Here is an 11,845-nt window from a genome sequence, read left to right on the forward strand (position 1 = left end):
GATGTTGAATCTGAAAAGCCACCGGTCACGGTGGCTTTTTTGTCGCTGCCATCAGTTTATGGTGCGATGTAGGTATCGTGTGCCATTTCCCACAACGCCTTCACCAAGGGATTGTCTAGCTGTGAACGGTTGCAGCACACTCCGAGTTTAAATGGCTTAATAGAGGCGACTTTTAGGCGCTGTATTTTCTCTTTCACCGGGCTATTGTTGATGACAACATCCGGTGCTATGCCAACACCACACCCCAAGGCCACCATACTAACAATCGCTTCATGCCCCGATACCTGTGCGTAAATGGTCGGTTTAATCTTCATCGCCTTAAACCACGCATTGGCACGGTCACGTGCCGTTCCTGATTCTGGAACAATAAAAGGGATCGCAGACCAATCTGGCTGGTCCCTCTGTAATTCTTCGGCAAAGTTACTGATCCCGGCTGGTGCAATAACGGAAAGGGGGATTTCACTGATGGTTTCGAATTCGATTCGAGCTGGCAGCTGTTCCGGTTTGGCAGAGATAGCAATATCTACTTCGTTGGCGAGCACTTTCTCTATGGCTTGTGCTGGATCGCCGGTAGAGAGTTTAAACTCGATAAATGGGTGTTGCAGACGAAACTCAGACAACAGTTCTGGCAAATGGCTATAGCTGGCGGTTACTGAACAGAATAAGCGAATTTCTCCTCTAAGCTCCTGCTCATGGCCTTTTAACTGAGCGTTATAGTTTTGCCACTCACCGAGAATTTTAAGTGCGACGGGGAGAAGCTTCTTGGCCGCGGGCGTGAGTTCGACACTACGGTTGTCACGCACAAAAAGAACCTGATTGGTATCACTCTCCAGCTTTTGAATCTGGCGACTTAGCGCTGAAGGGCTGATATGCATCGCAGAAGCCGTCTTAGCAAAGCTTTTACTATCACACAGGTGAATAAATAGCTGGAGACATTTAATGTTCATGAAATGGTCACACCTTTGTTGCATTAATTGCAATTACTAATTGTGAATATATCACTTTCGGCAACAGTCTGTCTGTTTTAGTATGAACTCATTCGGTACCAGAGCTACCGACCTCAACGGAAAAATTCTTTAAAGGAGCGCCCATATGGCTAACTATTTCAATACTTTAAACCTACGCGAGCAGCTAGACCAATTAGGTCGTTGTCGTTTCATGGATCGCAGCGAATTCGCGACTGAAGCGGATTACTTGAAAGGTAAAAAAGTCGTTATCGTTGGTTGTGGTGCTCAAGGCCTAAACCAAGGTCTCAACATGCGTGACTCAGGTCTCAACGTCGCGTACGCACTACGTCAGGCTGCGATTGATGAGCAACGTCAGTCATACAAAAATGCAAAAGAAAATGGCTTTGAAGTAGACAGCTACGAGAACCTAATCCCTGACGCAGATCTTGTGATCAACCTAACGCCAGACAAGCAGCACACTAACGTAGTAGAAACAGTCATGCCGCTAATGAAAGAAGGGGCAGCACTAGGTTACTCACACGGTTTCAACGTAGTTGAAGAAGGTATGCAAATCCGTAAAGACCTAACGGTTGTCATGGTTGCTCCTAAATGTCCAGGTACAGAAGTTCGTGAAGAATACAAACGTGGCTTTGGTGTACCAACCCTGATCGCTGTTCACCCAGAAAATGATCCTAAAGGTGAAGGCTGGGATATCGCGAAAGCATGGGCAGCTGGTACAGGCGGTCACCGCGCGGGTTGTCTAGAGTCTTCATTTGTTGCTGAAGTTAAGTCTGACCTTATGGGTGAGCAAACTATTCTATGTGGCATGCTACAAGCAGGCTCTATCGTTTCTTACGAGAAAATGGTTGCTGACGGTATTGACCCGAGCTACGCAGGTAAACTTCTGCAATACGGTTGGGAAACCATCACAGAAGCACTGAAGTTTGGTGGCATCACACACATGATGGATCGTCTATCGAACCCAGCAAAAATCAAAGCATTTGAGCTTTCTGAAGAGCTAAAAGAGCTAATGCGTCCGCTATACAACAAGCACATGGATGACATCATCACTGGTCATTTCTCAAGTACTATGATGGCTGACTGGGCTAATGATGACGCGAACCTACTTGGCTGGCGTGCTGAGACAGGCGAAACAGCATTCGAAAACTACCCAGCAGGGGACGTTGAGATCTCTGAACAAGAGTATTTCGACAACGGTATCCTAATGGTTGCAATGGTTCGTGCAGGTGTTGAGCTCGCATTCGAAGCGATGACAGCATCAGGCATCATTGATGAGTCTGCGTACTACGAGTCTCTACACGAACTACCGCTAATTGCTAATACGGTTGCACGTAAGCGTCTATACGAAATGAACGTGGTTATTTCAGACACGGCTGAATACGGTAACTACCTATTTGCAAACGTAGCAACACCGCTACTGCGTGAGAAATTCATGCCTTCAATTGGTACTGACGTAATCGGTCGTGGCTTAGGTGAAACATCTAACCAAGTCGATAACGCGCGTCTTATCGAAGTTAACGATGTTATCCGTAACCACCCAGTTGAATACATTGGTGAAGAGCTACGTGGTTACATGACTGATATGAAAAATATCGCGGTAGGCGGCTGATCTTCTTAGCTTAGAATCTCTAATTTGCGTTATCTGTTAACGTAAATTAGGCAAGAACTCCGGGTAGACTGGGGTCAATAAATACAACATAAAACACAACATCTAATAAAAAAGCTTGGTCTCCGTTGACCAAGCTTTTTTTTTAAAGAACGCTTTGCTTCTCGCTATTCTTTCTCGCTTAGCTTCTCTTCTAGATCTGCCAGCTTCTTTTCCATTTCAGTAAGCTTCTGACGAGTACGCAGTAGAACCTGAGTTTGGACATCGAACTCTTCACGGCTAACAACGTCTAGTTTGTTCAGTTGGCCTTGAATAACTTGACGCACTTTTTGGTCAACGTCTGCGCCAAGCTCTTTTACTGGTGTTGGCATAGAGTCGTGAATTTGTTTAGCAATTTGCTCTAGTTTCTTTGGATCAAACATGTGACTAAAACTCCTTTCAATTTGCCCTCATTCTATGTAATTGATACGGGAAAGTCGCTATTTGGATAGTAAAAATTCGAAGCGACCATCAGTGAATGTGCCCAATAAAAAAGGCCACCGAAGTGACCTTTTTCATTTACTCAAGATTATTTGCTTTCTGACAGTTCACGCTGAGCCGCTTTCGCTTCATCAACTCGTGCCAGCTTTTCCAAATCTTTATCTTCTACAAACACAGGCAGTGGCTTGTGTTTCTCAGCTAGGTAGCTGTAGATAACAGGTAGTACAAACAGCGTAAAGATAGTACCGATTGCTAGACCAGCAACGATTACGATACCAATACTAAAGCGCTGAGCAGCACCAGCACCTGTTGCGTACATTAGCGGGATAAGACCAGCAATCATCGCTGCTGTTGTCATTAGGATAGGGCGTAAACGTACTTTCGCCGCTTCCATTACCGCCTCAGTCTTACTGAGTTTGTTGTGTAGCTGCTCTTCTTTCGCGACTTCACAGATCAAGATGCCGTGCTTGGTGATCAGACCAACCAGCGTGATTAGACCTACCTGAGAGTAGATGTTCATCGTTGCTGCACCCCAAGCTAGAGCGATCAGAGCACCACAAATCGCGAGGGGCACCGACACCATGATAACCAATGGATCTTTTAGTGATTCAAACTGAATCGCCAGAACCAAGAAGATGATCGCTAGTGCTAGACCAAAGGTAGCGTAAAGTGCGCTACCCTCTGTTACGTACTGACGTGCTTCACCCATGTAGTCATGGTTGTAACCACTTGGCAGCTTGTCGGCTGCGATACCTTCGAACCAGTTGATTGCATCACCCATTGCAGTGCCTGGTGCAGGAACCGCACCCACAGTTGCAGAGTTAAGCTGGTTGAAGTGAGGGAGAGAGCGAGGCTCTGCCACAACATCAATAGTAATCAAGCTGCCTAGAGGTACTGCTTTGCCATTGGCCGAGCGTACGTAGTAGTTGTTCATCGACTCTGGGTTTAGACGCCACTTACGTTCAACCTGAGGAATAACCTCGTAAGAACGACCATTCAGGTCGATACGGTTTACGTAACCGTCAGCCATCATAGTACTTAGCGTAATACCAATGTCTTGCATTGTGACGCCGTATGCACCCGCTTTGTCTTTGTCGATGTTGATTTTCATCGTTGCAGAGTCGTAGTTCAGATCGAGATCTGAATAAACGAACATAGGGCTAGACTTCACTTCAGTCAGTACGTCTGTCGCGATAGAGAATAAACTTTCAAACGCATTTGGTGTGGTGATAACGAACTGAATCGGTAGACCTGAACCCGCGCCTGGTAGTTCTGGCATCTGGAAAGCAGTAACCGCCATACCTGGGACATTTTTAACTAGGCCACCTACGCGGTTTGCGACTTCAGACTGACTCGCTTCACGCTCACTCCAAGGTACCATTGATGCAATACCAAACGCTTGGTTCGAGTTAGGTACACCAGTAAACACCTGGGCAAACGCAACTTCTGGTTGGTCAGATAGAATCGTGTTCACGTCATTCATGGTGTTCTGCATAAAGTCTAAGTTTGCGTTAGACGGCGCAGTACCCATCAACATCACAACGCCTTTATCTTCCGATGGTGCAAGTTCACTTGGGATGAACTTGAACAGCATAGGCAGACTGGCGAATACAATGACAGCAAAGCCAATGACAACAGGACGATGCTGCATAACTGCTGCAAGCATCTTCGCGTAGCGATTAGTCATACCATCCAGTATGTGGTGAACTTTCTGCTCAAACTTGCTTGGCTCTTCGTTAGCTTTGAGCATTTTTGAACACATCATTGGCGATAGTGTTAGTGCCACGATACCAGATACGAACACCGAGCCTGCCAGAGTTAATGCGAACTCTTTAAATAGTGAGCCAGTAATACCGCCCATTAACGCGATTGGCGCATATACCGCACCTAGCGTGAGTGTCATGGCAATAACAGGCACTGCGATTTCACGCGTACCTATGATGGCTGCACGGAACGGAGACTCACCCAACTTGATGTGGCGGTCGACGTTCTCCAGAACAACGATCGCATCATCTACTACCAGACCGATCGCCAGTACCATTGCCAGTAGTGTCATCAGGTTCCACGAGAAACCCATACCTTGCATGACCATCGCTACACCGATTAGTGAAAGCGGGATAGTCACGATAGGGATGATGACCGCACGGAACGAACCTAGGAACAGGGTGATCACGATAAGTACGATAACCGCTGCTTCAACAATCGTTTTGATTACTTCATTAATCGACTCATTGATTGCAATCGTTGAGTCATACATGATGTTCATCTTGATTGTACTTGGTAGGTTACGCTCTAACTGAGGTAACAGGTCTAGTACATCTGCAGCAATATTGATCGGGTTAGCACTTGGTGCTGCGTTGATTGCTGCAACCACCGCTTCCTGACCGTTAGCACTTGCGCGGTAAACGTCGTGACTTTTCTCTAGCGTTACTTTAGCGATATCGCTTAGGCGAGTTACATCGCCTTCGTCTGTACTAATAACAAGATTCGACAACTCATCAACGTTTGATACCTGAGTATCCGCGCTACCGTTGTACAGAACATATTCACCAACTGCTTGACCTGTCGCTGACTGATAGTTGTTGGCGTTGAGTACGCCCATTACATCAGTAGCCGTCAGGCCTAGCGCCGCCATTTTCGATGGATCTAACCAAATACGCAGTGCGTATTTCATACCACCGTAGAGGTCGACCTTAGATACACCGTTAACCGTGAATAACTGCGGGTTGATTACACGCTCAAGGTAGTCAGTGATTTGGCTTGAAGAAAGCTCATCACTGGTGAAACCGATGTAAAGAACCGCGGTTGTTGAACCGGTAGACATAGTAACGGTTGGGTCTTCGGCCTCTTTAGGAAGTTGAGAGCGAACCGAGTTAGTCTTTGCTAGAACATCTGACAGTGCCGCATTTGGATCCGTATTTAACTTCATGTTGACGGTAATGGTTGATTTACCCAAAACCGATTGTGAAGTCATATAGTCGATATTGTCTGCTTGTGCGACCGCTTGCTCCAAAGGCTGAGTAATAAAGCCTTGGATTAGGTCTGCACTCGCACCGTAGTAACTGGTCGAAACCGTAACTACCGTATTCGTCATTTCAGGGTATTCACGGACCTGCATTTTGAAGATTGCTTGTAAACCAAGCAGCGCAATCAAAAAGCTGATCGATACCGCTAAAACTGGACGTTTAATAAAAACATCAGTAAAGCGCATGAGGCCTCCAGTTACAGCATTGGTGTTTCAGCTGGTGGAGTAGTTGCATCGCTTTCTACTACACGAACTTTAGCGTGGTTGCTTAGACGCACTTGACCCGAAGTAACCACAACATCACCTGGTTTAACACCTTCAAGGATGTGTGCGATATCTTGAGTGCGTTCACCCACTTTTACGACTTGCTGTATTACGCGCTTTTCACCATCTTTATCTGAAATGATGTAGACGTTGTCGCCGTATAACGTAAATGTGATTGCGGTTTGAGGCAGAGTCACTTGGTTTTCAAGTTTAGGTAGGATGATGTTCGCACGTGCAAACATGCCGCTACGTAGCTGACCATCGCTGTTTGGAATATCTGCCTGAACTTGAATCAGACCACTTTGGATATTTACCGCAGGCTCGATTGCTGAAATAGAACCTTTAAATGGTTTTTCAGGGTAAGCATCAACAAAGATATCGACTTCTTGGTCAAGTGAAATACGAGAAATGTCCGTTTGTGGAACCGTAAAGCGCAGACGCATAACGCTAGTATCTTCTAAACGTACGATATCAGTACCAGCTTGCAGGTATTGACCTAGGTAAACATTACGAATACCGACGACACCAGCAAATGGCGCTTTGATTTCACGGCGGTCAATTGAAGCTTTTAGACTTTCAATATCTGCTTGAAGAGAGAAGTAGTTAGCTTCTGCTTCATCGTAGGCTTCTTTAGAGATAGAACCTTTAGTGAATAGACCTTTGTAGCGCTTGTATTTCGCTTCAGCTGCAGGTAAGCGAGCCTGAGAGCTCTTTAGGTTCGCTTTTTCTACCGCAGAATCGAGTAACACCAGTGGTTGGCCTTCTTGAACTTGAGTACCGGATTCAAATGCGATTTTATCAATGACACCGCTGGTTTCATTGGCAACCGTAACACCTTGGTTAGGTTCAATAAAACCAATGGCTTCAATGACAGGAACCCAATCAACCGGTTTGACTTCTGTAACGGTGACAGGAAACTCTGGCTCGGGGCGATTAGCCATATACTCGGCAATCTTCTGTTGTTTAAATAAGTTGAAACCTATCACGCTGCCAAACAGCAGTACCGCGATAAGAAGCATAAAGAATGTCCACTTTTTCATTCTGATAAGAACTCCAAATTAGTGTTTTGTAATCGCATCCCAACTGGCTTCAATAGCGGCTTCAATCGCTTTTTCATCCAGGTGGTAATATCCGAGAGATTGTTTACGTGCCAGAGTGACGCTAACCTCAAGACTGAGAGCAGCAAGTACTGGATTTTCCAAAGGTTTAAATATCCCTTGTTCACGCCCTTCTTCAAACAGTTGTTCGACTTTGCTGAACATCGCGCGCTCAAGCTCTTTAGTTTCATGGCTACGAACACATGGTAAAGAGTCATATTGAGCTCGATTTTTCAAAGTGCTGATATTCGACCCTGACAAATCGAAAATGTTTAACCACATTTTTCGAAAACGCTGTTTGAGAGTCATTTCGTTCGTAACACCTTGCTGAATAGTCTCAGCATTGCGTTGAACGACAGCTAGGCGAACTTGCAGCAAGAGATCCTCTTTGTCTGAAAAGTAGCGATAAATTGTGCCCGCAGCTACACGAGCCTCTTTAGCTAGCTTTTGCATCGATAGTCCCTGAAATCCTGATTCTGCAATCAGTTTTTCAGCGGCATCCATGATCTTTTGCCTTTTATCTACGTTGAGTTCAGAGTCAGACATATTCTACATTGATCTGGTTGTGAATGAACGTTCATTCATTATAATGCAAAAGGGATGGTTATATGCAACAAATTATTTAGCTAACTAAGCAAAATTCTTGTTGTTGAGAGCATAGCAATCACTGTGTTGCAGCATTATTATAGACACCATTTGAATTATTCACCTGAGAACACGATGAAGCTGAATCCAAATCAAGACGAAGCGGTAAAGTATGTATCTGGTCCATGCCTAGTATTAGCGGGCGCGGGTTCAGGTAAGACGCGCGTGATTACCAATAAAATCGCTTATTTGGTCCAGCAGTGTGGCTACAAGGCTCGTAACATTGCCGCTGTGACCTTTACGAATAAAGCCGCCCGGGAAATGAAAGAACGGGTTGGCCAGACATTGGGTAAGCAAGAATCAAAGGGGTTGATGGTCTCGACTTTTCATACCCTTGGTCTCAACATCATTAAACGCGAATACAAAGCGCTCGGTTTAAAAGCAGGTTTTTCTCTGTTTGATGATCAGGACCAAATGGCATTACTGAAAGAGCTGACAGAGAAACAGCTCGATGGTGATAAAGACCTGTTACGCCAATTGTTGAGCACTATTTCGAATTGGAAGAACGACATGTTGACGCCGGAGCAAGCAAAAGCTCAGGCGAAAGGTGAGCAGCAACAACTGTTTGCGTTCTGCTTTGAGATGTATCAGAAACAGATGAAAGCCTATAACGCGCTCGACTTTGATGATCTGATTTCATTGCCAGTATTGCTACTAAAAACCAATCAAGAAGTTCGTCAGCGTTGGCAAAATAGAATTCGTTACTTGTTGGTGGATGAGTACCAAGACACCAACACTAGCCAATATGATTTGGTCAAACTTATCGTAGGTGAACGTGGACGCTTAACCGTGGTTGGTGATGATGACCAGTCAATTTACTCATGGCGTGGAGCAAAGCCTCAAAACCTTGTTCTGCTTGGTGAAGACTTTCCGAATCTTCGTTTGATTAAGTTAGAGCAAAACTACCGATCAACGAGCCGCATCCTGAGAGCGGCGAATATTTTAATCGCCAACAATCCACACGTTTATGAAAAATCATTGTTCTCTGAAATTCCAGATGGGGAAAAACTCAAAGTCCTACTGGCTAAGAATGAAGATCATGAAGCGGAACGTGTCACGGGCGAACTGATTGCTCATAAGTTTCTTAATCGGACCGATTACAAGGACTATGCTGTTCTTTATCGTGGTAATCACCAGTCACGCTTAATTGAAAAGTCGTTGATGCAAAACCGTGTGCCGTACAAGCTCTCGGGAGGAACGTCATTTTTTGCCCGCGCAGAAATTAAAGACATCATGGCATACCTGAGAATGTTGGTGAATCCTGATGATGACAATGCTTTTTTGCGCATTGTGAATACGCCAAGACGTGAAATTGGTCCAGTAACTTTAGAAAAACTGGGCAGTTATGCCAACATGCGCGGCAAAAGCTTATTTGACGCAAGTTTCGAAATGGGCTTAGAGCAAACGCTCTCAGGGAGAGGGCTAGAAAACCTACGTCGCTTTACGACTTGGTTGGTTAAAATTGCGGATCAGGCTGAGCGTGGCGATACCGTCGAGGCAGTACGCTCTTTGGTTCGAGACATTAACTATGAAGATTGGTTGTACGAAACGTCGTCGAGTCCGAAAGCGGCAGAAATGCGCATGAAGAACGTCTCCGATCTGTACTCTTGGATAGTGGCGGATCTTGAAGGTGACAACTATGACCAAGAAGAGAAAAGCCTTAAAGAGGTGGTTCAGCGTTTGACCCTGCGCGACATGATGGAGCGTGGTGAAGAGGACGATGATAGCGATGCGGTTCAACTGATGACATTGCATGCCTCTAAAGGTCTGGAATTTCCTTATGTTTACTTAATTGGTAGTGAAGAGGGGATACTGCCACATCAAACCAGCATAGATGAAGACAATGTCGAGGAAGAGCGCCGTTTGATGTACGTAGGTATTACTCGAGCTCAGCGAGAGCTGACTTTTACCATGTGTAAGGAGCGCCGTCAGTTTGGTGAGTTGATTAAGCCGACTCAAAGTCGATTCTTAGATGAACTACCTTTTGACGACGTTGAGTGGGAACAAACGAAGAAACCAGTCTCTGCCGAAGAACGGATGGCAAAAGGCCAAGCACATATCGCCAATCTAAGAGCGATGTTCAAAAAGTAGCAAAAACAAAAAAGGCTTGGACAATCCAAGCCTTTTCCATCTTATCGATATAGAACGGTTTATAGATCTTTAATCATGTGCTCAATTGCAGCGATGATTTCGTCATCTGAACAGTCCATACATGAACCTTTAGCAGGCATCGCATTGAAGCCATTTATTGCGTGGTTAGTTAGCACGTCTTTACCTTGAGCGATACGCGGAGCCCAGTCACCAGCATCACCGGTTTTTGGTGCACCACTTACGCCTGAAGAGTGACAAGCGATACAGAAAGTACCGTACACTGTCGCACCATCGCGTGGACCAGTAGGTTCAGCTTTCACTGGCTCTGCGCCTGCAAGATAGACATCACCAACAGGTTTGATACGTTCTGCAATTGCATCATATTCTTCTTGGCTTACGCTGGCTGCAAAAGAGGCGCTAGAAAAAGTAATCGCAGCGACCAAAGCGGTTAATAATTTTCGAGACATATCCATTAAACTCACTTTACATTCCTGAAGGTAAGTTCGTGCTTACCTATTATTAGATTGTGACTGACCAACAGCCCTTCATAAGATGATTTGCTGTTAAATCAATGTAAATAATGGGTGATTATATCCTGATAACTTGTTGCAATAAACAACAAGTTAACCGCATCAAGGGGTATATCTGGTGGGAAATAGGGGTTTATCACACTTTAATTGCCCAAAAAGGCACCAAACGATAAAAAAAGTTGAAAAAGTACTAGACGACATTGTGTGATATACGTATTATTCCACTCCGCCGATAGGGCATGCGCCCGTAGCTCAGTTGGATAGAGCGTTGGCCTCCGGAGCCAAAGGTCGAAGGTTCGAATCCTTTCGGGCGTGCCATTCGTCTAAAGGTGTATCGGTAAAAATTTCAGTGGTGGCTATAGCTCAGTTGGTAGAGCCCCGGATTGTGATTCCGGTTGTCGCGAGTTCAAGTCTCGTTAGCCACCCCATTATTTTGGTAGCTTTGCTTCCATTCTTGATGAAAGTCGAGATAAAACACAAGTCGGTGAATAGGTCGTTTGTAACGCATCTCGGCTCTTGGAATAAGCGGGACCAGAGGGTTGACCCTCTATAACGTAAACCAAGTAAAAAAATAACTTGTCGGTGAATAGCGCAGCTTGGTAGCGCATCTGGTTTGGGACCAGAGGGTCGGGGGTTCGAATCCCTCTTCACCGACCACTATCTTAGTTTATGGCTACATTAAAGCGGTAAACCTAAAATTGATGGTGGCTATAGCTCAGTTGGTAGAGCCCCGGATTGTGATTCCGGTTGTCGCGAGTTCAAGTCTCGTTAGCCACCCCATTATTATGGTAGCTTTGCTTCCATTCTTGATGAAAGTCGAGATAAAACACAAGTCGGTGAATAGCGCAGCTTGGTAGCGCATCTGGTTTGGGACCAGAGGGTCGGGGGTTCGAATCCCTCTTCACCGACCACTATTGAAGCCCTAGTCGAAAGACTAGGGCTTTTTTACTTTCTGATGTCTGAACTTTGTATCGAACCCGAGTGGGGGTTCGTCCGATGTTCAGAATATGGCTCTTCACCGACCACTATTGAAGCCCTAGACTGGCCGTCCGCGCCGAAAGGCTAGGGCTTTTTTACTTTCTGATGTCTGAACTTTGTATCGAACCCGAGTGGGGGTTCGTCCGATGTTCAGAATATGG

Annotated in this window: 8 protein-coding genes and 5 tRNA genes; 7 read left to right on the top strand and 6 right to left on the bottom strand. The window is 45.4% G+C overall.

Translation table 11 applies throughout. The features are described 5' to 3' along the window. Window positions 1-56 precede the first annotated feature (56 nt). Complete coding sequence (gene ilvY, locus ACQEXT_RS17755; RefSeq protein WP_426953098.1) at window positions 57-947, bottom strand: HTH-type transcriptional activator IlvY; 891 nt, start codon at window positions 945-947, stop codon at window positions 57-59. 145 nt (window positions 948-1,092) lie between these two features. Here ilvY and ilvC point away from each other — a divergent pair, with 145 nt between their 5' ends. Beyond that, window positions 1,093-2,577, top strand: a complete 1,485-nt coding sequence (gene ilvC, locus ACQEXT_RS17760) for a ketol-acid reductoisomerase (RefSeq protein ID WP_138972058.1) — start codon at window positions 1,093-1,095, stop codon at window positions 2,575-2,577. 164 nt (window positions 2,578-2,741) lie between these two features. On the opposite strand, the gene ubiK is transcribed toward ilvC, so the two are convergent. The 4 genes from ubiK to ACQEXT_RS17780 all read right to left on the bottom strand — a co-directional run bounded on the left by ubiK (window position 2,742) and on the right by ACQEXT_RS17780 (window position 7,986). Further along, on the bottom strand, window positions 2,742-2,996 hold the full coding sequence (ubiK, locus tag ACQEXT_RS17765; protein WP_138972059.1) for a ubiquinone biosynthesis accessory factor UbiK: 255 nt from the start codon (window positions 2,994-2,996) through the stop codon (window positions 2,742-2,744). A 146-nt stretch (window positions 2,997-3,142) separates the two neighbouring features. Next, window positions 3,143-6,265 (bottom strand): multidrug efflux RND transporter permease subunit, encoded by a 3,123-nt coding sequence (locus ACQEXT_RS17770; protein WP_269378123.1) that lies wholly within the window; start codon window positions 6,263-6,265, stop codon window positions 3,143-3,145. Window positions 6,266-6,276: 11 nt separating this feature from the next. After that, window positions 6,277-7,383, bottom strand: coding sequence for an efflux RND transporter periplasmic adaptor subunit (locus ACQEXT_RS17775; RefSeq protein ID WP_331417644.1), 1,107 nt, complete (start codon window positions 7,381-7,383; stop codon window positions 6,277-6,279). Window positions 7,384-7,401: 18 nt separating this feature from the next. Next, window positions 7,402-7,986, bottom strand: coding sequence for a TetR/AcrR family transcriptional regulator (locus ACQEXT_RS17780; protein WP_331417643.1), 585 nt, complete (start codon window positions 7,984-7,986; stop codon window positions 7,402-7,404). 174 nt (window positions 7,987-8,160) lie between these two features. Here ACQEXT_RS17780 and rep point away from each other — a divergent pair, with 174 nt between their 5' ends. Next, window positions 8,161-10,176 (top strand): DNA helicase Rep, encoded by a 2,016-nt coding sequence (rep, locus tag ACQEXT_RS17785; RefSeq protein WP_331427893.1) that lies wholly within the window; start codon window positions 8,161-8,163, stop codon window positions 10,174-10,176. Between the two features lie 59 nt (window positions 10,177-10,235). On the opposite strand, the gene ACQEXT_RS17790 is transcribed toward rep, so the two are convergent. After that, the gene (locus tag ACQEXT_RS17790; RefSeq protein ID WP_331417641.1) at window positions 10,236-10,649 is read right to left on the bottom strand and encodes a cytochrome c5 family protein; all 414 of its coding nucleotides are present in this window, start codon (window positions 10,647-10,649) and stop codon (window positions 10,236-10,238) included. A 298-nt stretch (window positions 10,650-10,947) separates the two neighbouring features. Here ACQEXT_RS17790 and ACQEXT_RS17795 point away from each other — a divergent pair. From ACQEXT_RS17795 to ACQEXT_RS17815, 5 genes are all read left to right on the top strand, one after another. Beyond that, window positions 10,948-11,024 (top strand) — tRNA-Arg (locus ACQEXT_RS17795). A 34-nt stretch (window positions 11,025-11,058) separates the two neighbouring features. Continuing rightward, window positions 11,059-11,134 (top strand) — tRNA-His (locus ACQEXT_RS17800). Window positions 11,135-11,286: 152 nt separating this feature from the next. Then, window positions 11,287-11,363, top strand: a tRNA-Pro gene (locus ACQEXT_RS17805). A 47-nt stretch (window positions 11,364-11,410) separates the two neighbouring features. Beyond that, window positions 11,411-11,486: transfer RNA gene (locus tag ACQEXT_RS17810), tRNA-His, on the top strand. A 54-nt stretch (window positions 11,487-11,540) separates the two neighbouring features. Continuing rightward, window positions 11,541-11,617, top strand: a tRNA-Pro gene (locus ACQEXT_RS17815). Window positions 11,618-11,845: the final 228 nt, after the last annotated feature.

Origin of the sequence: Vibrio sp. TRT 29B02 (assembly GCF_050113655.1) — a bacterium.
GTDB lineage: Bacteria > Pseudomonadota > Gammaproteobacteria > Enterobacterales > Vibrionaceae > Vibrio.

What these genes read in the sequence shown, in the direction of transcription:
- ilvY (WP_426953098.1), bottom strand. Translation starts at nt 947, where the DNA reads ATGAACATTAAATGTCTCCAGCTATTTATTCACCTGTGTGATAGTAAA.
- ilvC (WP_138972058.1), top strand. Translation starts at nt 1,093, where the DNA reads ATGGCTAACTATTTCAATACTTTAAACCTACGCGAGCAGCTAGACCAA.
- ubiK (WP_138972059.1), bottom strand. Translation starts at nt 2,996, where the DNA reads ATGTTTGATCCAAAGAAACTAGAGCAAATTGCTAAACAAATTCACGAC.
- ACQEXT_RS17770 (WP_269378123.1), bottom strand. Translation starts at nt 6,265, where the DNA reads ATGCGCTTTACTGATGTTTTTATTAAACGTCCAGTTTTAGCGGTATCG.
- ACQEXT_RS17775 (WP_331417644.1), bottom strand. Translation starts at nt 7,383, where the DNA reads ATGAAAAAGTGGACATTCTTTATGCTTCTTATCGCGGTACTGCTGTTT.
- ACQEXT_RS17780 (WP_331417643.1), bottom strand. Translation starts at nt 7,986, where the DNA reads ATGTCTGACTCTGAACTCAACGTAGATAAAAGGCAAAAGATCATGGAT.
- rep (WP_331427893.1), top strand. Translation starts at nt 8,161, where the DNA reads ATGAAGCTGAATCCAAATCAAGACGAAGCGGTAAAGTATGTATCTGGT.
- ACQEXT_RS17790 (WP_331417641.1), bottom strand. Translation starts at nt 10,649, where the DNA reads ATGGATATGTCTCGAAAATTATTAACCGCTTTGGTCGCTGCGATTACT.